This window comes from Streptomyces sp. NPDC008317, assembly GCF_042955955.1.
In the GTDB taxonomy this organism is placed as follows: domain Bacteria; phylum Actinomycetota; class Actinomycetes; order Streptomycetales; family Streptomycetaceae; genus Actinacidiphila.
The window spans coordinates 261,201-283,400 of the sequence record NZ_JBIBFQ010000006.1 but is presented as its reverse complement, the minus strand read 5'-3'; the positions used below and the strand labels follow the sequence as shown (position 1 = coordinate 283,400).

The window sequence follows — 22,200 nt, the reverse complement described above, 5'->3', positions numbered from 1 at the left end:
GTCTGTGCGTGCGCGGAGGTTGTGCTGTGTGGGACTGGTCCATGCCGGTGTGTGTCCTGCGAAAGAACAGGTAGCGGGCGTTTCATGTGTGCTGAGTGCACGAGTCATGCGGCAGGTGCCGGTGAGCCGGACGGGTCGATCGGGTCACTGCCTGTCAGGCCGGGGCAACTACCGTCGGCCGCCGGTTCCGAGCTGTTCCGGGCTCCGGTACGCGAGGTGCGCCCGGTGCGCCCGGCCGGATCCGTACGACGGATGCCGGCCCCGGCCGCGGGGCCCGCGATGAGCGGCGAGGGCCGCGAGCGGCCCGGCGGCGGGGGCGGCGGCAACGGCGGCACGCGGCGGCTCGGGGACGCCGGACGGCTGCCCGGCGAGTTGCTGCGCCGCCGCGCCGAGCGCGCCCCGCAGGCCGTGCCCGCGCTGCCGTATCCGCGGACGACCGTCAGCGGCACCGCGGGGTGCAGCTTCGCCGAACTCGACCGGCGGGCCCGCGCGGTGGCCGCCCGGCTCGGCAGCCTGCTGGCTCCCGGCGCGCGCGTGCTGCTCGCCTATCCGCAGGGCCCGGACCTCGCGGGCGCCTTCTTCGGCTGCCTGTACGCGGGGATGGCCGCGGTGCCGCTGGTGCTGCCGGGACCGGGCGCCAACGACGCGGTCTCCCGCGCGGTCCGCCGCTGCGACCCCGACCTGGTGCTGACCGGCTCCGACGGCTGGTCCGCGCTGGCCGTCGACCGCACCCGTACCCAGGTGATGGAGGCGGACGGCGTCCGCGTCGCGGGCGAGCCCGTGTGGCGGCTGGCGCAGAACTGGCGGCCGGTCGGCGTCCTGCGCAGCGCGCCCGCGTACCACCGCTACTACGACGACGGCGTGGTCGGCGGGCGGCTGGAGCCCGCGATGGCGCACGCCGATCTCACCGAGGTGATGGGGGAGTTGGCGCAGGCGGTACGGCTGGGCACCGACGAGGAGAACGTCGGCTGGATCGCGGCCGTGCACGGCGTGGAGGACGCGGTGTGGCGGATTCTGCTGCCGGTGCGGGTGACCGACTGACGTCCGCCGCAGCCGGGGAGCCCCGGAGGCCCGTAGTGCCAACGATGTGACGACACGTTAGCTGACGGATCGTCAGATCGGCGCTACCGTTGTGCCCATGGAGACCTTCCCGAAGATCATCTCGGTGGACGACCACACCGTGGAGCCCGGCAACGTCTGGCGGGACCGGCTCCCGTCGAAACACCACGACACCGCGCCGCGCATCGTGCGCGCGCCCCTGAAGGAAATGACCTTCCTCGGCGGCCGGTTCGCGCCCACGATGGGCGAGCCGGGGGACGAGGGACCGCTCGCCGACTGGTGGCTCTACGAGGGCCTGCGCCGCCCGCTGACCCGGCTCGACACCGCCGTCGGCTACTCGCGCGACGAGATCAGGCTCGAAGCGATCACGTACGAGCAGATGCGGCCCGGCTCGTACTCGGTGCCCGAGCGGCTGGCCGACATGGACGTCAACCATGTGCAGTCCGCGCTCTGCTTCCCCACCTTCCCGCGCTTTTGCGGGCAGACCTTCACCGAGGCCGAGGACCACGACCTCGGGCTGCTGTGCGTGCGCGCGTACAACGACTGGATGGTCGAGGAGTGGTGCGGCCCGCAGGCGGGCGGGCGGCTGATACCGCTGACCCTGATACCGCTGTGGGACGCCGAGTTGGCCGCCGCCGAGGTACGGCGCAACGCGGCGCGCGGCGTACGCGCGGTCTGCTTCTCCGAGATCCCGCCGCACCTCGGACTGCCGTCGGTGCACACCGACTACTGGGACCCCTTCTTCCGCGCCTGCGACGAGACCGGCACCGTCATCGCCATGCACATCGGCTCCTCCAGCCGGATGCCGTCCACCTCCGCCGACGCGCCGCCCGCCGTCGGCTCCACCATCACCTTTGCCAACTGCTGCTTCTCGATGGTCGACTGGCTGATGTCCGGCGCCCTCGAACGCTTCCCGAACCTCAAGATCATGTACGCCGAGGGGCAGATCGGCTGGATCCCGTACATCCTGGAGCGCGCCGACGTCGTCTGGGAGGAGAACCGCGGCTGGGGCGGGGTCGCCGACAAGGTGCGGCGCCCGCCGTCCGAGACCTTCGCCTCGCACGTCTACGGCTGCTTCTTCGACGACGCGGTCGGCCTGCGCAATCTCGACGCGGTCGGCGTCGGCAACGTCCTCTACGAGACGGACTACCCGCACTCGGACTCCACGTGGCCCACGTCGCGCGAGGTCGGCGAGGCGCAGATGGGCCACCTCTCCCAGGACGTGGTGGAGCGGATCGTGCGCGGCAACGCCATCGACCTGCTCGGCCTGACCCCCGACGGCCTGTGGCCCGGGCCCGGTTCGAGCGCCGGGCCGGTCCCGGGACCCGGCGCGGGGGCGTAGGCCATGGGCGTCCCGCGCGTGCTGCCGCCAGGGCGGCTCTCCTACGGCATGCAACTCCCCGTCCAGTCGCAGAGCACGATGTACGCCGAGGGCTGGGAGGCCGACGCGGGCCCGGCCGAACTCGCCGCCGTCGCCCGCGCCGCCGACCGGCACGGCTTCGCGTACGTGGCCGTCTGCGACCACATCGCGGTGCCGCGCAGGCTGGCCGCCGCGATGTCCACCACCTGGTACGACCCGGTGGCCACCCTCGGCTATCTCGCCGCCGTCACCGAACGCGTACGGCTGCTCAGCCATGTCGCGGTCGTCGGACTGCGGCACCCGCTGGCCACCGCCAAGCAGTACGCGACGCTCGACCGGCTCTCCGGCGGGCGGCTGATCCTCGGTGTCGGGGCCGGGCACGTGGTCGAGGAATTCGACGCGGTCGGCGCGGACTTCGCCGGGCGCGGCGGCGTACTCGACGAGACCATCGACGCGCTGAAGGCGGCGCTCGGCGAGGACGAGTTCCCCGAACACCACGGCGAGCGCTACGACTTCGCCGGACTCGGGCAGCGGCCACGCCCGGTGCAGACGCCCCGGCCGCCGGTCTGGATCGGCGGCTCGTCACCGGCCGCCGTCCGCAGGGCCGCCCTCAGGGGTGACGGCTGGCTGCCGCAGGGCGACCCGCGCGACCGGCTGCCGGGCCAGATCGACCGCGTCCGGCGGCTGCGCGCCGAGGCCGGGATCGCCGACCCGATCGAGATCGGCGCGATCGCGGAACCGCTCTACGTCGGCGAGCCCGGCTGGCACGTCGGCCGGTACACCCTGCACGGCAAGCCGGACGCGCTCACGGAGAGCCTGCGCGCCTACCGGGCCATGGGCGTCGACCAGATCCAGGTGCGCTTCCGCAGCCGGGGCGTGACCGAACTCCTCGACCAGATGGCGGCGTTCGCCGCCGATGTGGCACCGCACCTCGACACGTGAGTCCCGTTGACCCCCCCGTTGACCCCCCGTTGTCCCACCACCCCCGGAGGCCCGGATGGGCAAGCTCGACGGCCGTACCGTCCTGATCACCGGCGCCGCGCGCGGCCAGGGCGAGCAGGAGGCCCGGCTCTTCGCCGCGGAGGGCGCGCGCGTGCTGCTCGCGGACGTGCTGGACGACCAAGGCGCGGCGCTGGCCGAGGAGATCGGCGACGCGGCCCGCTACACCCGGCTCGACGTCGGCAGCGAGGACGACTGGACGGCGGCGCTGGCGTACGCCGACGAGCAGTTCGGCGGCCTCGACGGACTGGTCAACAACGCCGGGATCCTGCGCTTCAACGCGTTGGCGAACACCCCGCTGGAGGAGTACCTCCAAGTCGTCCGGGTCAACCAGGTGGGCGCCTTCCTCGGCATGCGGGCCTGCGCGCCCGCGCTGACCGCCGCAGGCGGCGGCACGATCGTCAACACCGCGTCGTACACGGCGCTCAGCGGCATGGCGCTGCTCACCTCGTACGCGGCGACGAAGGCGGCGATCGTCGCCATGACGCGGGTGGCGGCGCTGGAGCTGGCGCCGCACGGGATCAGGGTGAACGCGATGTGCCCCGGCGCCGTGGACACCCCGATGGCCAATCCCGCGGTGCTCGACCCGGCCGCCGACCAGGAGGCGATGGCGGCGGCCACCGCCCGCTTCTACCGCAAGCTGCTGCCGCTGGGCCGGATGGGCCGGGCCGACGAGATCGCCAGGCTCGCGCTCTTCTTGACCAGTGAGGACTCCTCGTACGTCACCGGGCAGCCGTTCGTCATCGACGGCGGCTGGCTGGCGGGAGTCGCGGCGCTCTGAGTCCGCCGTCGAGCGTATCTGACGGTCCATCAGCTATTGACGCCCCACCGTGCCGGTGGAAGAGTCGGATCAGATCTGACGGAGCGTCAGAAACCGGAGGATGGTGACCCCTTGGAATTCGGGCTCTTTGTACAGGGATATGTGCCCGCCGCGCGGGCCAAGGCCGACCCCGAGGCCGAGCACCACGCGCTGATCGAGGAGACCGAGTACGTCATCCAGGCGGACCGCTCCGGCTTCAAGTACGCCTGGGCCTCCGAGCACCACTTCCTGGAGGAGTACTCGCACCTGTCGGCCAACGACGTCTTCCTCGGCTACCTCGCCCACGCCACCGAGCGCATCCACCTCGGCTCCGGCATCTTCAACCCGCTCGCGCCGGTCAACCACCCGGTGAAGGTCGCCGAGAAGGTCGCCATGCTCGACCATCTCTCCGGCGGGCGCTTCGAGTTCGGCTCGGGGCGCGGCGCGGGCAGCCACGAGATCCTCGGGTTCATGCCGGGCATCACCGACATGAACCACACGAAGGAGATCTGGGAGGAGACCATCGCGGAGTTCCCCAAGATGTGGCTCCAGGACGAGTACCCCGGCTTCAGCGGCAAGCACTGGTCGCTGCCGCCGCGCAAGATCCTGCCCAAGCCGTACGGCCGCTCCCACCCGGCGATGTGGTACGCGGCCGGCTCGCCGCCCTCGTACGCGATGGCCGCCCGCAAGGGCCTGGGCGTGCTCGGCTTCAGCGTGCAGAAGGTCTCCGACATGGAGTGGGTCGTCGAGTCGTACAAGTCGGCGATCGGGCAGGCTGAGCCGGTCGGCGACTTCGTCAACGACAACGTGATGGTGACCTCGACCGCGATCTGCGCAGAGACCACCGAGAAGGCGCGGCAGATCGCCGTCGGCGGCGGCCTCAACTACCTCCAGTCGCTGCTCTTCCGCTACCACGACACCTTCCCGCGCCCCGACGGCATCCCGGTCTGGCCCGAGCTTCTGCCGGACTACACCGAGGAGTTGATCGATCTGCTCATCTCCGAGGAGCTGATGATCTGCGGCAACCCCGACGAGGTGCTGGCGCAGTGCAAGCGCTGGGAGCAGGCGGGCGCCGACCAGTTGACCTTCGGGCTGCCGATCGGCATCGGCTACGAGGACACGATGAACACGATCAAGCTGATCGGCGAGCACGTCATACCCGTCATCGACACCGACCCGGTGCACCGCACGACCCGGTTCCGGCAGGCGGCGGCGTAACGCGACCGGGCGGCACGCACCAGCGCGACGTACGAGAGGAGCACACCCGTGTTCGACCATGTGATCAAGGGCGCCACCGTGGTGGACGGCACGGGCGCGCCCTCCCGTACCGCCGACGTGGCGCTGCGCGGCGGCCGGATCGCGGCCGTCGCCGAACCCGGCGGCCTCGGCGAGAGCGGGCGCTCCCAGGAGGACGCCACCGGCCTCGTCCTGACCCCCGGCTTCGTCGACCCGCACACCCACTACGACGCCCAGCTCTTCTGGGACCCCTTCGCCACGCCCTCGATGAGCCACGGCGTGACCACCGTCGCGGGCGGCAACTGCGGCTTCACGCTCGCGCCGCTCCACCCCGACCGGCCCGAAGACGCCGACTACACCCGGCGGATGATGTCCAAGGTCGAGGGCATGTCGCTGGCGGCGCTCGAAGAGGGCGTCGACTGGACGTGGTCGTCCTTCGGCGACTACCTCGACGCCCTGGAGGGGCGGGTCGCCGTCAACGCCGGTTTCATGGTGGGCCACTGCGCCCTGCGCCGCCACGTGATGGGCGCCGACGCGGTCGGCGGACAGCCCACGCGGGACCAACTCGACGCCATGCTGCGGCTCTTCCACGAATCCATGGAAGCCGGCGGCTGGGGCCTTTCCACCACGCAGTCCAGTACGCACTCCGACGGCGACGGACGGCCGGTCGCGTCCCGGCACGCCCGGCCGGCCGAACTCCTCGCCCTGTCACGGGCGGTGGGCGAACACGAGGGCACCCAGATCGAGGCCATCGTGGCGGGCTGCCTCGACCAGTTCGCGGACGAGGAGATCGACCTGCTCGTGGAGATGAGCGCCGTCGCCGGGCGCCCGCTCAACTGGAACGTCCTCACCATCGACGCCGCCGTCCCCGAACGCGTCCCGCGCCAACTCCTCGCCTCGGAGCGGGCCCGCAAGGCGGGCGGCCGGATCGTCGCCCTCACCATGCCGATCCTCACCCCCATGAACATGTCGCTCGGCACCTTCTGCGCCCTCAACCTCATCCCCGGCTGGGGCGACATCCTCGCCCTGCCCGTCCCCGAACGCATCGCGCGGCTGCGGCAGCCCGCCGTACGCGCCGAGATGCTGCGCCGCGCCGCCAGCCCCGAGGCCGGGGTCTTCCGCCGCCTCGCCGACTTCGGCCGCTACGTGATCGGCGACACGTACAGCGACGCGAATCAGGGGGTGTCGGGGCGGGTCGTCCGCGACATCGCGGCCGAACGCGGGCAGGAACCCTTTGAGACGATCGTCGAGATCTGCGCCAACGACCGCATGCGCACGGTGCTCTGGCCGATGCCCACCGACAACGACCCCGACTCCTGGGCGCTGCGCCGCCGCACCTGGGACCACGAGGACGTCATGCTCGGCGGCTCCGACGCGGGCGCCCACCTCGACCGGATGTGCGGCGCCCCGTACACCACCCGCTTCCTCGGCGACTGCCTGCGCGGACGCCAACTCCTATCGCTGGAGCGCGCCGTCCGCATGCTCACCGCCGACCCCGCCCGCCTCTTCGGCCTGCGCGGCCGCGGCGTGATCGCCCCGGGCAACGCCGCCGACCTCGTCCTCTTCGACCCCGAACGCATCGACGCGGGCCCCGCCACCCTCCTGCACGACCTCCCCGGCGACAGCCCCCGCCTCGACTCCCGCGCCACCGGCATCCTCAGCGTCCGCGTCAACGGCGTCGAGACGATCCGCGACGACACCGTCACCGGCGCCGTCCCCGGCACCGTCCTGAGATCCGGCCGCGACACGGCAACCGTCCGAACCACCCCCTGACCGGCGGGGGGCCGCGCGGCCGGTGCCGTGCTGGGCGGTGCGCGGGCGGGGCGTCGCGCTCACCCCGCTGGAGGCGGACGATGAGGTACGGCCGCCGGTCCGCGTCGGTCGTCGCGTCGGTCGTCCCGGCGGTCTTCGCATCCGTCGTCGCGTCGGACTCCGGTCCTGGGTCCCGGGCCCGGCGGGACTGACAGACTGGCGCGTACGCGCGGCATTCGCGGCACCCCTGGCTCCCGCCCTCCTGCCCCCCGTGCGCCGAGATCGGAGCGAAGTGATGAAGGCGGCCCGTTTCAGCCGGTTCGGGGGACCCGAGGTCCTGGAGATCGTGGACCTTCCCGATCCGCACCCGGGCCCCGGCCGGATCCGTATCGCGGTACGCGCGGCGGGACTCAACGCGAGCGACTGGAAGAAGCGGAAGGGCCTCATGGACGAGGAGCTTCCGCAGACCCTGGGATACGAGGCGGCGGGCGTCGTCGACGAGGTCGGCGAAGGGGTCACCGATGTGGCCGTCGGCGACCGCGTGTTCGGCCTCTGCGCCGAGGGCGCCGCGCAGGCCGAGCTGGCGGTGCTCTCCTTCTACGCGCCGATCCCGGCGTCGCTCGACTTCGCCGGGGCCGCCGCGCTGCCGTCCGCCGTCGAGACAGCGGCGCGCGGCCTGGACCAGCTCGGCGTCCGCGGCGGCACCGTCCTGATCAACGGCGCCTCCGGGAGCGTCGGCGCCGCCGCCGTGCAGCTCGCCGTGGCGCGCGGCGCCCGCGTCATCGGCACCGCGAGCCCGGCCAACCACGACTTCCTCCGCTCGCTCGGCGCCGAACCCGTCTCGTACGGCGACGGTCTCTCCGACCGCGTCCGCGCGCTCGCCCCCGACGGCGTGGACACCGCCCTCGACGTCGCCGGGAGCGGCGCCCTCCCCGAACTCATCGCCCTCGCGGGCGGCCCCGACCACGTCGTCACCCTCGCGGACTTCCTCGGCGCCCGCGAGCACGGCGTCACCTTCAGCCGCGGTGACAGCGGCCGGGCCCTCTACGTCCTCACCGAGATCGGCCCGCTGATCGAAGCGGGCCGCTTCTCACTGCCCGTCGCCCGGACGTTCCCTCTCGCCGACATCGCGCAGGCGCACCGCCTCAGCGAGGAGGGCCACGTACGGGGCAAGATCGTGCTGACGGTCAACGCCGCGTAGCCGCCCGCGCGGTTCACGCCGTGCCAAGTGCGTGCGACTCACGGTCAACTCCCGCTCGGCGGGGGCGCCTTAGCCTTCCCGTACGAGGTGTCACCCCGACGTGTCACGCACAGAAGCGGAGCTGCCGTGTTCGCCGCCTATCTGACGGTCACCATCCTCGGCGCCCTCTTCAACGGCGCCGCCGCCGTCACCTACCTCATCGGCCACGAATACCCCAAGACCCAGGCCGACATGAAGGGCCTGCCCCGCAAGTGGGTGCCCGTCCTCGGCGCGTTGCTCGCCGCCGGCACGGTCGGCCTGCTGGCCGGGCTCGCCGTCCCCGTCCTCGGCACCCTTGCCGCCTGCGGCCTCATCCTCTACTTCATCGGCGCCGTCACCGCCCACCTCCGCGTCGGCTCCCGCGACATCCTCGGCGGCATCGTCTTCCTCGCCACCGCGGCAGCCGCCCTGACCCTGGGCCTCGCCCACCACGGCGCCTGGTAGTCCTCCGAGCGTGACGGTGCCGTCGGGGTTTCGGGAGGCCGACGGCCAGTAAGGGCGTACCGCGTACCGGACGCGCTCAGTGATGCGCCGATAACGCTCTGGATTTGAGCCGTTCACTGAAGCTAGGCTGCCGGGAGGGGGAACTGCGACCGTTTGGCCGGGCAGTGCTCGGCCGGGGAGGGACGGGCCGACGCGATGGAACTCGACCGAATCTTCGATCAGCGGAGAACATCACCCGTTACCGTGGGTGACGTATTCGTCGATCGTGTCCGTTATGTGACGGCGTTCGAGGAGGCGTTGCGGGGGCTGCGAGACCATCCCGCCGCTGCCGGTTCGTCGGCGCCGCCTCGCCACAATGTCCTCGTCCTCTACGGGTTGGGCGGAATCGGGAAGTCGACGCTGTCCCGGCAGTTGGAACGGCGATTACGCGAAGGGGAATTGGACGGGGCGTCGGCGGACGGTCCTGAACAGCGCGTGACCTGCCGGATCGACCTGGAGGACAGCTCCCTGGCCGATCTGGAGACCGCGGTGATCGCCGTGCGGGGCACGCTCGGTGAGGTGATGCGTTCCTGCCCCGCATTCGACTTGGCCTTCGCCGTGTACTGGCGGCGCTGCCATCCGGGTGTCCCTCTTGAGGCCGCGATAGCGCGGAATTCCTCGCTCGGCAGGCTCGGCGAATCCCTGTCGCTGGCCGAACAGTTGGACGGCACACTGGATGCGCTGCTCGGCCCGATACCGCTCGCGGGTGTGGCCCGGCGGGCCGCGGGAATTCTGGTGGGCAGGATCCGCGAGCATCTGCGCAAAGACCGGCTGCTCGCGGAATGTCCCGGATTCGCCGAACTGCTGGATGTCGAGTCGCCTGCGGACATGCTGCCGTTCCTGCCGGCTCTCCTGTCCTGGGATCTGGCCGAGTACCGCCGTAGGAAAGCCCTGGACGTCGTCATCTTCTTCGACACGTTCGAGCGGGTCGACGGGAGGCGCCGGGAAGCGGGTGGGCTCGAGGACCGGTTGACCCGGCTGGTCTACCTGATGCCGAACGTCCTGTTCCTCATCACGGGGCGGAACCGGCTGACCTGGGGCGACGGTCATCACCCGGCCATCCACTACTCGGGGCCCAACTACTGGCCGAGTCTGGTCACCGACCCCGGCACGCTTCCGGCCATGCAGCACCGGCTGTCGGGGCTCGAGGAGGACTACGCCGACACCTACCTGCGGCTTCGCCTGACGAGGGACGGGGAGCCCGCCATTCCGGCACCGTTGCGGCGTCGGATTGTCGACGCGGCAGGCGGGGTACCGCTGTATCTGGAGTTGTCGGCCGAGTATTTCGACCAACTGAGCGCGGAAGGCCGCGTCCCCGCGGTGGAACAATTCGGAGGGACTTTCGCCGAGATGGTGATCCGTGTGATGCGTGATCTGTCCGCGCAAGAGCGCGCGCTTCTGCGGGCCGCCTCTCTCGCCGAGCGCTTCGACGCCGACGTGCTGAGGGCGGCGGTCCCGAGCGTGGCGGACGCCGTCGTACGGCGATTCCTCGAACGCCCCCTGGTGCAGAGCGATTCGTCGAGATGGCTGACACACACCGTGGACGAGTACGTCCGCAACGCCGTCCGTCTCCACGACGGGAACACGGACGACGCCTGGTCGCAGGAGGAGTGGCGCGGCGCGGCCGAACGAGTCCTGGAACACCTCCGGGATCGGCTGCGCGGCGGGGTCAGAAATCCGACGTCGACCGACAGGAGCGAACTGGGCGAGGGCTTCACCACCGCCGGGCTCCTCACACTGAACACGAGCCGTGTCCCGGACTGGTTGTACGACCTTGCCTACGGTGTCGACCTGTGCGGCCTCGGGGCGGTGCTCACCGGGACCCGGAACTGGCCTGTGCAGTCCGGCAGTCACCCCGCCGGAGCGTTGGCGCTCACCTGCCAGGGGATGGCCGCGCGCAGCGCGGGCGACCGCACAGCGGCCCTGTCGCTGACCGAGGCGGCGCTGGCCCATCCGGGCCTCGGACCGTACCCACGCCTCTTCATCTCGCACCGGTTGGCCAAGACGCTGGAGGAGTTCGGCCGGTACGCCGAGGCGGAACGGCTGACCGCCGAGGTCGCCGCCGAGCCCGGACCCCTGCGGGAGAACGCGGAGAAGGACCTGGCCTGGATCCAATGGCTCCGGGGGGACGGACGGCGGCTCCAGACCTGGGCGCTGCCCCACTGCGACAGCCCCCTGGGCTTCCGCCGCGCGCAGTCCCAGGATCTCCTGGGCCAGTTCAGTTTTCTGCAGGGGGACTTCGCGGCGGCCGAGAGATATCTCCGCAAGGTGGCTGACGACGCCGAACTGGCCGCCGCGGGCATGTCCCGCGACACCAGCTACCGCCACCTGGGCATGGTGCTGTCGCTGGCCCGTCCGCTGGACGCCGAGACGGTGCTGGAGCACGCCCATGAGGTCAACCAGGACGTCGGAACGCCGGTCGGTGTGGCGCAGACGCTGATCTGGCGGGCGGCGGCACGCACCGGGCGCGAACCGGCCGCGGAGGTATTGACACTTCTGACGAACGGTGAGGAGATGCTGGCGCGCAGCGGTGGCGGCGCCGACCGGTGGATGGTGCTGACCGTGAAGCTGTTCCTCGCCGCCGTCGAAGGCACGGACGCCGAGGTCATCGCCGCGGGGCAGGAGCTGATCAGCCATGTGGAGGAACAGGACTGTCACCCCGGCCTCGGGGAGATCGCCCAGCGCTGGCTGGAGGTACGCGGCCTCGACGCCGCCGTTCCCCGGCGGGAGTTCTGGACGGACCGGGACCGGTCACTCGCGGCCTGGGAGAAAGTCCTCACCGACCGGCGCGGTCTCAGGGCCGCCACCTCGGACGGCTGAGATGTACGTTCACACCCGGTATCCGTCGACAATCCACCGGAGGTGCCCGTGCGGATCGCCGTCACGATCTTCCTGACCGATCAGACCATCGGGCCGGTGCGGCTCGCGCGGGAGTTGGAGCAGCGCGGGTTCGCCGGGCTCTATCTGCCGGAGCACACGCACATTCCGGTGTCGCGGGCGACGCCGTATCCGGCGGGGGAGCCGCTGCCGGAGGAGTACGGGCGGACGCTGGACCCGTTCGTGGCGCTCAGCGCGGTCGCGGCGGTCACCGAGCGGCTGGAGGTGGGGACGGCGATCACGCTGGTGGCGCAGCGCGACCCGGTGGTGCTGGCGAAGGAGATCGCGACGCTCGACCACCTGTCGGGCGGGCGGTTCACGCTGGGGGTGGGCTTCGGGTGGAATGTGGAGGAGGCCGCCGACCACGGGGTGGACTGGCGGCGCCGCCGCGAGCTGGTACGGGACCGGATGGCGGCGATGCGCGCGCTGTGGGCGGCCGAACCCGTCGCCTATGCGGGCGAATTCGCGTCCGTGCAGGCCAGCCAGGCGTATCCCAAACCGGCGGGCGGCCGGGTGCGCACCCTGGTGGGCGGCGCGGCGGGCCCGAAACTCTTCAGCCATGTGACGGATTACGCGGACGGGTGGATGCCGATCGGAGGCGGCGGTCTGGGTGAGTCGCTGCCCCGACTCCGGGCCGCGTGGCGGGAAGCGGGCCGCGGGGAGAAGGGCCCGGAGGTGGTGCCGACGGCCGTACGCCCGGACGCGGGCAAGCTCGCGTACTACCGCGACCTCGGCATCGAGGAGATCGTCGTCCAGCTCCCGCCGGCCGGGACCGACGAGGTGCTGCGGGCGCTCGACGACTACGCGCAGTATTTGTAGCCGGAGTATTCCTCGGACGGTCCGATCTCCGGGTGATATTGCCGACAGGGGGATCGGGCCGAAGACGGCCTGAGCCCCCAGCGAATTGTCGGCGGGGCCGCCTATCCTCGGAGAATGACTTCGCCGACGCCCACCGCCAATGCCATGCGCCGCGCCCTGCACCGCGCGGACGAAGGTGTCGCCCTGGACACGGGCGAGGCCGCCGTCCTGCTGCAAGCCCGTGGCCAGGACCTGGCCGGACTCGCGGGCACCGCGGCCCGGCTGCGGGACGCCGGCCTCGAAGCGGTGGGACGGCCGGGCGTCATCACGTATTCGCGGAAGGTCTTCATTCCGCTGACCCGGCTGTGCCGGGACAAATGTCATTACTGCACATTCGTGACCGTGCCCGGCAAGCTGCGCCGCGAAGGGCACGGCATGTACTTGTCGCCCGACGAGGTGCTGGACATCGCCAGGCGCGGCGCCGAAATGGGCTGCAAAGAAGCGCTGTTCACCCTCGGCGACCGCCCCGAGGAGCGCTGGCCCGAGGCGCGCGAGTGGCTGGACGCGCACGGCTACGACGACACGCTGGCGTACGTACGGGCCATGTCGGTGCGGGTGCTGGAGGAGACGGGCCTGCTGCCGCACCTCAACCCGGGCGTGCTGAGCTGGACCGACCTCCAGCGGCTCAAGCCGGTCGCGCCGTCCATGGGCATGATGCTGGAGACGACCGCCACCCGCCTGTGGTCGGAACCGGGCGCCCCGCACTACGGCTCGCCGGACAAGGAGCCCGCCGTACGGCTGCGGGTCCTGGAGGACGCGGGCCGGTCCAACGTGCCGTTCACCACCGGCATCCTCATCGGCATCGGCGAGACGTACGAGGAGCGCGCCGAGTCGCTCTTCGCGATCCGCAGGACCGCCCGCCGCTACCACGGCATCCAGGAAGTGATCATCCAGAACTTCCGCGCCAAGCCGGACACCGCCATGCGCGGCATGCCGGACGCGGAGCTGGAGGAGCTGGCGGCGGCCATCGCGGTGGCCAGGATCGTGCTCGGCCCGTCCGCCCGCATCCAGGCGCCGCCGAATCTGGTGGACGGCGAGTACGCGCGCTTCATCGAGGCCGGCATCGACGACTGGGGCGGCGTCTCCCCGCTCACCCCCGACCACGTCAACCCCGAGCGCCCGTGGCCGCAGATCGACGAACTGGCCGCCCGTACGGCCGAGTCGGGCTTCGCGCTGCGCGAACGCCTCACCATCTACCCGGAGTTCGTCCAGCGCGGCGAGCCCTGGCTGGACCCGCGCCTGATCCCGCACGTCACGGCGCTCGCCGACCCCGCCACCGGTCTGGCGGACGAGGACGCGCCGGTCGTGGGCCGCCCGTGGCAGGAGCCGGACGAGGGCTTCACCTCGGCCGCCACGGGCCGCACCGACCTGCACCGCACGATCGACACCGAAGGACGTACGGCCGACCGCCGCGACGACTTCGACGAGGTGTACGGCGACTGGGCCGAACTGCGCGAGCAGGCCGCGCCCGGCATGGTCCCCGACCGGGTGGACGCCGACGTCAAGCAGGCCCTGTCGGTGGCCGCCGACGACCCGACCCGGCTCACCGACGCCGAGGCGCTGGCCCTGCTGCACGCGGACGGCCCCGCCCTGGACGCGCTGTGCCGGATCGCGGACGACCTGCGGCGCGCGGTCGTCGGCGACGAGGTGACGTACATCGTCACCCGCAACATCAACTTCACCAACGTCTGCTACACCGGCTGCCGTTTCTGCGCCTTCGCGCAGCGCCGCACCGACGCCGACGCGTACACCCTCTCCCTCGACCAGGTCGCCGACCGCGCCGAGCAGGCCTGGCAGGTCGGCGCCACCGAGGTGTGCATGCAGGGCGGCATCCACCCCGACCTGCCCGGCACCGCCTATTTCGACATCGCGCGCGCGGTCAAGGCCCGTGTCCCCGGCATGCACATGCACGCCTTCTCGCCGATGGAGGTCGTCAACGGCGCGACGCGCACCGGCCTGTCGATCAGCGACTGGCTGGCCGCCGCCAAGGAAGCGGGCCTGGACTCCATCCCCGGCACCGCCGCCGAGATCCTGGACGACGAGGTCCGCTGGGTCCTCACCAAGGGCAAGCTGCCCACCGCCACCTGGATCGAGGTCGTCAAGGCCGCCCACGCGCTGGGCATACGGTCCTCGTCCACCATGATGTACGGCCACGTCGACCAGCCCCACCACTGGCTCGGCCACCTCCGGCTGCTCGCGGAGATCCAGAAGGAGACCGGCGGCTTCACCGAATTCGTCACCCTCCCCTTCATCCACACCAACGCCCCGGTCTACCTCGCGGGCATCGCCCGCCCCGGCCCGACCGCCCGCGACAACCGGGCCGTCACCGCCATGGCCCGCCTGCTGCTCCACCCGCACATCACCAACATCCAGACCAGTTGGGTCAAGCTCGGCGCGGACGGCGCCGCCGAAATGCTCCGCTCCGGTGCCAACGACCTCGGCGGCACGCTGATGGAGGAGACCATCTCCCGTATGGCGGGCTCCAGTTACGGCTCCTACCGCTCCATCCGCGACCTCGTCGCCATCGCCGAGGCCGCGGGCCGCCCCTCCCGCCAGCGCACCACCCTCTACGGTCAGGTCCCCGAAGAGCGCATCACCACCGGTCTCGCCTCCGACGGCCACCTCCCCGACCTCCTCCCGGTCCTGGGCGACTGACGCCCGCCGCGCACCTGAGGGGTGAATTCGCACCACCGTCATGGCCGCGTTTCACCGTGTTCCGGTGCGGGGAGTGCGGGGGTGGTGGAGTCCTGTGGGAAACACGGGACCTGAGACACCCTTGGGGGAGCAGTGGCGTGGAGCGGGCGGGCGAGCGTGGCACTGGCGGTCGCGGCGGGGGTGCTCGCCGGGGGACTGGCGGGGGCGTCGGCCGTCGCGGCGGACAGCGGCACCGGCGGCGGGCCGCCGTACGAGCGGGTGGAGCGGCTCGCTCCGGGCGTGGAGTACCGGGAGTTCTCGGTAACGGCCTCGCGGGGGACCGTGCACGGGCATGTGCTGGCGGTGGATCTGCGCGAATCCCGTACGCGGCTCGACCTGTTGACGCCGGGGTCGGTGGCGGCGCGGCAGGCGGTGTCCGGGCTCGCCGACGACCGGCAGGCGGTGGGCGCGGTGAACGGCGACTTCTTCAACATCACCGAGGACCAGCACCCCGGCGTGGCGCCGACCGGCTCCTCGGTGGGCCCGGAGATCGGTTCCGGCCGGGACCTCAAGGCCGCCGTGCCCGACGGCCAGCGCTTCGGGCCCGCGATGCCGCCGGGGGAGACCACGCACGACGTGCTCGGCATGGGCAAGGACCGCAAGCTGCGGCTCGACCGGCTGGACCTGCGCGGGTCGGTCCGCACCCCGCGGGGGAGCATCCCGCTGGGCGGCTACAACCAGTACGCGCTGCCCGTCGGCGGCGTCGGCGCGTACACGGCGGACTGGGGGACGGTCTCCCGGCAGCGGGCGGTCTGCGGCACGGACACCTCGCGCGGCGCCGGATGCAGCACGGACACCTACGAGGTGACGGTACGTCAGGGGCGGGTCGCGGCGGTCGCGCAGGCGCCCGGCGCGGGAGCCATTCCCGCGGGCAGCACCGTACTGCTCGGCCGGGACGCGGGCGCCGACACACTGCGCGCCCTGCGCGTGGGCGACCGCGCGGAGGTCGACAGCCGCCTCACCCCGACGCTCTCGCGCGTGCCGTACGTCTTCGCGGTCGGCGGCTTCCCCGTCCTGCGCGGCGGACAGCCGCTCGCGGACCTGGACACCACGACGGCGGCCACGCGTACGGCCGCCGGTTTCGACGCGTCGGGCAGCACGCTGTACCTGCTGGCGCTGGACGGCTCCGCCGAGTCCGGCGCGGGCCTGACCGTCGCGGAACTTGCGTCCGTCATGAGGGAATTGGGTGCAGATTCGGCGGTGAACCTCGACGGCGGCGGTTCCACGACGCTGGTCGCCCGCGACCCCGGCGCGGCGGCGGTGACCGTACGCAACCACCCGTCGGGCGGCGTCGAGCGCCCGGTCGCCAACGCCATCGGCGTCTTCTCGCGCACGTGAGCCGCGTATGTGTGCCTTCCGCCCGAGTCGCGCGGCCCGACGCGTGGACCCGGCTCCCGCACCCGAGTCCGACACCCTGAGTCGCGCGTCAGAGCATTTCCGGTGTCCGGTCGTATCCGATCGGACCGGCACCGTTCGCGGACAGGCGTCACCAACCCCAGGGCCCCCTTCCGCTCCTGGTGACGTCGGCTATCGTGCTGGCGCAGAACGGGTTCGGATCGGGGTTGATCGAAGGGGACCGCTTTGACCGCTGTCTGGGGTCGCGCGCAGCAGCAGGACTTCCGCAGCCGCGTGCGGGGCTGCCTGCTGGGCGGGGCGATCGGGGACGCGCTGGGCGCGGGCGTCGAGTTCGACTCGTTCGAGGCGATCCAGCGCAATCACGGCACGGACGGCGTCACCGACTACGTTCCGGCGTACGGCAGACGCGGCGCGGTCACCGACGACACGCAGATGACGATGTTCACGGTCGAGGGCCTGATCAGAGCCCAGGTGCGCCGGGACACCGGCGCCTGGCACCCGCCCACCGACATCCACCGCGCCTACCGCCGCTGGTCGGCCACCCAGACCGAGTGGGGGCCCGACGAGCGCCGCAAGGACACCGGCTGGCTGGCCCGCGAGGAGTGGCTCTACGCGCGGCGAGCGCCGGGCGAGGCGTGCCTGAGCGGCCTGTCCGACGACCGGATGGGCACCTTGGAGGAGCCGAAGAACCCCGGCTCCAAGGGGTGCGGCACCGTGATGCGCTCCGCGCCCTTCGGGCTGCTGGTCGGCTGGGAGCCGCAGCTCGTCTTCCAGCTCGCCGTGGAGTGCGCCGCCCAGACCCACGGCCACCCCACCGGGCAGCTCGCCGCCGGAGCCTTCGCCGTCATCGTGCACGGCCTGGCGCGCGGCGAGGCCCTCGACGGCTCCGTCCAGCACGCCCTCGCCCTCCTCGGCGCCCGCCCCGGCCACCAGGAGACGACCGACGCGCTCCAGGGCGCCCTGGGCGCCGTACGGCAGGGGATGCCGTCGCCGCAGCGCGTGGAGGCGCTGGGGGAGGGCTGGACGGCCGAGGAGGCGCTGGCGATCGGCGTCTACTGCGCCCTGGTCGCCGAGGACGTGCGCCACGGGCTGCTGCTCGCCGTCAACCACTCGGGCGACAGCGACTCCACCGGCTCCGTCTGCGGCAATCTGCTCGGCGTCCAGCACGGGGAGACGGCGCTGCCGCCCGCGTGGATCGCCGAGGTGGAAGGGCGCGCCACGCTGCTCCAGCTCGCCGACGACTTCGCCATGGAGATGACGCAGGCGCCGGCCCTGCACGGGCCTTCGGGCGCCAGCCCGGCGTGGCTCGACCGCTACCCGGCCGCCTAGGGCCTGTCCGGCGGATCACCACCGCCCCCGCCGGGGCTCCCCCCGGGAAGGGGAGCCGCCGGACAGGACCTAGTCCGAGACCTTGGTGGGGGTCGGTTCGGAGGAGGGCTCGGGGAGGGAGACGGAGGCCGGTCCGGGGCCGCCCCCGTCATCGGAGTTGATCTTCGCGAGGAGCGCGTCCCGCTCCGGCGTGTCCTCCGGCTTGATCCAGCCGATGACGATGTAGAGGACGAGCGAGACGGCCAGCGGGAGCGAGATCTGGTATTCGAGGTTGACGCCGCCCGAGACGGCGTCGTTGACGGGGTAGTTGAGCAGGTAGAAGGCGAACAGGCCGAGCGCCCAGCTCGTGAGGGCGGCGGTCGGGCCGGACGTGCGGAAGCGCGGCAGCAGTCCGAGCATGAACGGGATCGCGATCGGCCCCATCAGACCGGCCACCCACTTGATGACGACGGTGATGATGTCCTTGAAGGTGGGGGAGTTGACCTGGGTGGCCACGGCCATGGACAGGCCGAGGAAGGTCAGCGTGGTCAACCGGGCGGCGATCAGGCCGACATGGGCCGACCATTCGCGGGCGGTCTTCGAGAAGGCCGGGGCGATGTCGCGGGTGACGACGGCGGCGATGGCGTTCGCGTCGGAGGAGCACATGGCCATGGTGTGCGAGAAGAAGCCGACCACGACCAGGCCCAGCAGCCCGTGCGGCAGGAGCTGTTCGACCATCAGACCGTACGAGTCCGAGCCGTCCGGCTTCTTGGCGTGCACCAGCAGCGGCGAGATCCACATCGGGAAGAAGAGGATAACCGGCCAGACGAACCACAGGGCCGACGACAGCCAGGCGCTGCGGGTGGCCTCGCGGGCGGAGCCGGTGGCCATGTAGCGCTGGGCCTGGTTCCACATGCCGCCGTTGTACTCGAAGGTCTTGATGAACAGGTACGCCAGCAGGAAGACGGTGGTGTACGGGCCCGCGACCGGGTCGGCGTGGTGCTTGAGCGCGGGCTCGTCCCACACGTTCCAGATGCCGCTGATCCCGCCGACCTTGTTGAGCGCGGCGACCAGCATCGCGAGCCCGGCGATCAACTGGATGACGAACTGGCCGAGTTCGGTGAGGGCGTCCGCCCACAGACCGCCGACCGTGCAGTAGACGGCGGTGATCGCGCCGGTGATGACGATGCCCTGGGTGATGGTGACCCCGGTGAAGACGGACAACAGGGTCGCGATGGCGGCCCACTTGGCGCCGACGTCCACGATCTTGAGCAGCACGCCGGACCAGGCGAGCGCCTGCTGGGTCGTCAGGTTGTAGCGGTTCTTGAGGTATTCGAGCGGCGAGGCCACGTGCAGCCGTGAGCGCAGCCGGTTGAGCCGGGGCGCGAAGAGCTTGGCGCCGATGGCGATGCCGAGCGCGATCGGGAAGGACCAGGTGACGTACGAGGTGATGCCGTAGGTGTAGGCGATGCCCGCGTAACCGGTGAACATCACCGCGCTGTAGCCCGACATGTGGTGCGAGATGCCGGACAGCCACCACGGCATCTTGCCGCCCGCGGTGAAGTAGTCGCCGACGTCGTCGACGCGCTTGTGGGACCAGAGTCCGATCGCGAGCATCACGCCGAAGTACGCGATCAGCACGGTCCAGTCGAGACTGTTCATGTCCCCTCCAGAGGGGTCCGCCTTGTGAACAGGAGCGCACTTCGCTGTGGCGCCGGTCCGGGCGGGTCGCCCCCGTGCGGGAGTGGGGACTTCCGGGATTGAACCCCTCGCGCGGGGGACCGGTCAAGGGTCTCTGCGTTCAAGAGTCTGAACTCAGATCAGAAAGCCGAACGATTTTACTCGCTCTTTGCCTACCTTGGCATTGTCGTGACCCTGATCACCCACCCACGATGAGCGGACACTTCGCTGGACGTCGCACGAGGCCCGCGGGACGCGCGGGACACAGGAGGCAGCCGTCCGGGATACGGGATCCCGTGCGGACGCAGAGGGGAGCGGCCGATCGCCGACGCGAGCGTGACCGCCGCGGCCTTCCCTCCTGCGGGCGCCCGCCCTATTCTGACGCTCCGTCAGACAACGGTTGCGGAGGCCGACATGCTGCTGAAGGGGAAGACCGTGGTCGTGACCGGCGTCGGCGCCGGACTCGGGCAGCGCGTGGCGGCGGCCGTCGTACGCGACGGCGGACGGGCGGTGCTGGGCGCGCGGACCGCAGAACGGCTGGCGAAGACGGCGGCCGAGATCGACCCCGCGGGCACCTCGACGGCCTGGCTGCCCACCGACATCGCCGACGGCGCGCAGTGCGAGGCGCTGGCGGCGCTGGCACAGGAGCGGTTCGGCGGGATCGACGCCGTCGTCCAGGTCGCCGCGCTCGACGACTACTTCGGCGGCCTGGAGGACGCGGACTTCGCCGTCTGGCAGCGGGTGCTCGACGTCAATCTGCTCGGGTCGCTCAGGCTCGCCCAGGCGTGCCTGCCCGCCCTCAAGCGCCAGGAGCGCGGCGGCTCCGTCGTGTTCATCGGCACCCAGTCCGCGGTCGCGGCGCCCAGCCAGGTCCGCCAGGCGGCGTACGCGGCCTCCAAGGGCGCCCTCACCTCCGCGATGTACTCACTCGCGCGCGAGCTGGGCCCGTACCGGATCCGGGTCAACACCGTGCTGCCCGGCTGGATGTGGGGGCCGCCCGTGCGGTCCTTCGTCGCGCTCACCGCACGCGCCGAGGGCGTCGGCGAGGACGAGGTGCTGGCCCGCCTCGCCCGCCGCATGGCACTGCCCGAGCTGGCCACCGACGGCGACGTGGCGGAGGCCGCCGTGTTCCTCGCCTCCGACCGCGCCCGCGCGATCACCGGACAGTCCCTGCTCGTCAACGCGGGCGAACTGATGCGGTGACGCGCGCCGTTGGACGCGTACGGCGCCGCGCCGTCCGTGCGTACGGTGCCGCGCCGTTCCGCGTGCGGGCCGCCGCGTTACCTGCTGTCAACGGCCTCAGGCGAAGACCTTCGCCAGCCGCCGCAGCCCTTCCCCGATCTCCTCCGGCGTGTGCGTCGTGAAGGACATCCGCAGCGCCCCCGCCTCCGGCGCCTGCGCGAAGAACGGCAACCCCGGTACGTACGCCACGTCGTGACCGACCGCGGTCGGCAGCAGCGCCGTCGCGTCGTACCCCGCGGGCAGCCGTACCCACACGAACATGCCGCCCTCGGGCCGGTTCCAGGTGCTGCCGGAGGGCAGCGCGGCCGGCAGCCCGGCGAGCAGCGCGTCGCGCCGGGCGCGGTAGGCGGTACGCACCCGGTCCAGATGGACGTCCAGGTCGTGGTCGGCGAGGTAGCGCGCGGCGGCGGCCTGGTCGACGGTCGAGGTGTGCAGGTCGGCGGCCTGCTTGGCGATCACGCAGGCGCGCAGCAGCGCCGCGGGCGCCCGCAGCCAGCCCAGCCGCATCCCCGGCGACATGATCTTGGAGAAGCTGCCGAGCAGGATCGTCCGGTCGGCGGCCTCGGGCAGCGCCGAGATCCACGGCACGCTCTCGCCCTCGAACCGCAGATCCCCGTACGGGTCGTCCTCCGCGATCCACAGCCCGTGCCGCTCCGCCACCTCGGCCACCGCGCGGCGGCGTTCGAGCGGGAGCGTACGCCCGGTCGGATTCTGGAAGTTGGGCACCAGGTAGAGCAGTTTCGGCCGTTCCCGGCGCGCCACCTCCTCCAGCGCCTCCGGGATCACCCCGTGCGCGTCGGTCGGCACCGGCACCACCCGGGCGCCCGCGAAGCCGAAGCACTGGAGCGCCGCCAGATACGTCGGGTTCTCCACCAGCACCACATCGCCGGGCTCGATCAGCGCGGTCGCGATCAGCGCGAGCCCCTGCTGCGAGCCGCCGGTCACCAGGATGTCGTCCATGCCCGTCGCCAGGTCGCGCCCGCTCAGCCGGGCCGCCACGGCCGCGCGCAGCGCGGGATCGCCCTCGGTCGTCGAGTACTGGAGCACCTTGTGCGGCTGCTCGGCCAGGACGCGGGCGTACGCCTCCGCGATGGCCGCCGCGTCGAACAGCTCGGGCGCGGGCAGCCCTCCGGCGAAGGAGATCACCTCCGGCCGCGCGGTCAGCGCCAGGATCTCCCGTACCGGCGAGGCGCCCACCGAGACGGCGCGTTGAGCGAGGGCGGGCACGGCGGCTCGGGTCGAGGTCATGTCCGGCAG

16 protein-coding genes are annotated in these 22,200 nt (G+C 72.0%); 14 read left to right on the top strand and 2 right to left on the bottom strand.

Going from position 1 to position 22,200, the window contains the following annotated elements; all coding sequences use genetic code 11:
* The first annotated feature begins 279 nt into the window (after nt 1-279).
* From ACFY9V_RS21420 to ACFY9V_RS21360, 13 genes are all read left to right on the top strand, one after another.
* Nucleotides 280-1,041 (top strand): AMP-binding protein, encoded by a 762-nt coding sequence (locus ACFY9V_RS21420; protein WP_355337678.1) that lies wholly within the window; start codon nt 280-282, stop codon nt 1,039-1,041.
* A 97-nt stretch (nt 1,042-1,138) separates the two neighbouring features.
* Nucleotides 1,139-2,401, top strand: a complete 1,263-nt coding sequence (locus ACFY9V_RS21415; protein WP_355337681.1) for an amidohydrolase family protein — start codon at nt 1,139-1,141, stop codon at nt 2,399-2,401.
* Between the two features lie 3 nt (nt 2,402-2,404).
* On the top strand, nt 2,405-3,361 hold the full coding sequence (locus ACFY9V_RS21410; protein WP_391162416.1) for a TIGR03619 family F420-dependent LLM class oxidoreductase: 957 nt from the start codon (nt 2,405-2,407) through the stop codon (nt 3,359-3,361).
* A gap of 55 nt (nt 3,362-3,416) precedes the next feature.
* Nucleotides 3,417-4,199: a glucose 1-dehydrogenase gene (locus ACFY9V_RS21405; RefSeq protein WP_391162415.1), complete on the top strand. Its 783-nt coding sequence runs from the start codon at nt 3,417-3,419 to the stop codon at nt 4,197-4,199.
* 111 nt (nt 4,200-4,310) lie between these two features.
* Nucleotides 4,311-5,435: an LLM class flavin-dependent oxidoreductase gene (locus ACFY9V_RS21400; protein WP_391043245.1), complete on the top strand. Its 1,125-nt coding sequence runs from the start codon at nt 4,311-4,313 to the stop codon at nt 5,433-5,435.
* Between the two features lie 48 nt (nt 5,436-5,483).
* Nucleotides 5,484-7,226 carry an amidohydrolase family protein gene (locus ACFY9V_RS21395; RefSeq protein WP_391162414.1) on the top strand — a complete coding sequence of 581 codons (1,743 nt, stop codon included), beginning with the start codon at nt 5,484-5,486 and terminating at the stop codon, nt 7,224-7,226.
* Between the two features lie 274 nt (nt 7,227-7,500).
* Nucleotides 7,501-8,406 (top strand): zinc-binding dehydrogenase, encoded by a 906-nt coding sequence (locus ACFY9V_RS21390; protein ID WP_391162412.1) that lies wholly within the window; start codon nt 7,501-7,503, stop codon nt 8,404-8,406.
* Nucleotides 8,407-8,532: 126 nt separating this feature from the next.
* Complete coding sequence (locus tag ACFY9V_RS21385) at nt 8,533-8,889, top strand: DoxX family protein (protein ID WP_391043251.1); 357 nt, start codon at nt 8,533-8,535, stop codon at nt 8,887-8,889.
* 276 nt (nt 8,890-9,165) lie between these two features.
* Nucleotides 9,166-11,748, top strand: coding sequence for a hypothetical protein (locus ACFY9V_RS21380; protein ID WP_391162411.1), 2,583 nt, complete (start codon nt 9,166-9,168; stop codon nt 11,746-11,748).
* Between the two features lie 48 nt (nt 11,749-11,796).
* Nucleotides 11,797-12,624, top strand: a complete 828-nt coding sequence (locus ACFY9V_RS21375; protein ID WP_391162410.1) for a TIGR03619 family F420-dependent LLM class oxidoreductase — start codon at nt 11,797-11,799, stop codon at nt 12,622-12,624.
* A gap of 114 nt (nt 12,625-12,738) precedes the next feature.
* Nucleotides 12,739-15,318: a bifunctional FO biosynthesis protein CofGH gene (locus ACFY9V_RS21370; protein ID WP_391043257.1), complete on the top strand. Its 2,580-nt coding sequence runs from the start codon at nt 12,739-12,741 to the stop codon at nt 15,316-15,318.
* A 156-nt stretch (nt 15,319-15,474) separates the two neighbouring features.
* Nucleotides 15,475-16,695, top strand: coding sequence for a phosphodiester glycosidase family protein (locus tag ACFY9V_RS21365; RefSeq protein WP_391162409.1), 1,221 nt, complete (start codon nt 15,475-15,477; stop codon nt 16,693-16,695).
* A gap of 243 nt (nt 16,696-16,938) precedes the next feature.
* Nucleotides 16,939-18,042: an ADP-ribosylglycohydrolase family protein gene (locus tag ACFY9V_RS21360; RefSeq protein WP_391162408.1), complete on the top strand. Its 1,104-nt coding sequence runs from the start codon at nt 16,939-16,941 to the stop codon at nt 18,040-18,042.
* Between the two features lie 69 nt (nt 18,043-18,111).
* On the opposite strand, the gene ACFY9V_RS21355 is transcribed toward ACFY9V_RS21360, so the two are convergent.
* On the bottom strand, nt 18,112-19,683 hold the full coding sequence (locus tag ACFY9V_RS21355; protein WP_391162407.1) for a sodium:solute symporter family protein: 1,572 nt from the start codon (nt 19,681-19,683) through the stop codon (nt 18,112-18,114).
* Nucleotides 19,684-20,115: 432 nt separating this feature from the next.
* Here ACFY9V_RS21355 and ACFY9V_RS21350 point away from each other — a divergent pair, with 432 nt between their 5' ends.
* Entirely contained in the window at nt 20,116-20,904 is a 789-nt protein-coding gene (locus ACFY9V_RS21350) for an SDR family oxidoreductase (protein WP_355337718.1), read from the top strand.
* 96 nt (nt 20,905-21,000) lie between these two features.
* On the opposite strand, the gene ACFY9V_RS21345 is transcribed toward ACFY9V_RS21350, so the two are convergent.
* Entirely contained in the window at nt 21,001-22,191 is a 1,191-nt protein-coding gene (locus ACFY9V_RS21345) for an aminotransferase class I/II-fold pyridoxal phosphate-dependent enzyme (protein ID WP_391162406.1), read from the bottom strand.
* Nucleotides 22,192-22,200 lie beyond the last annotated feature (9 nt).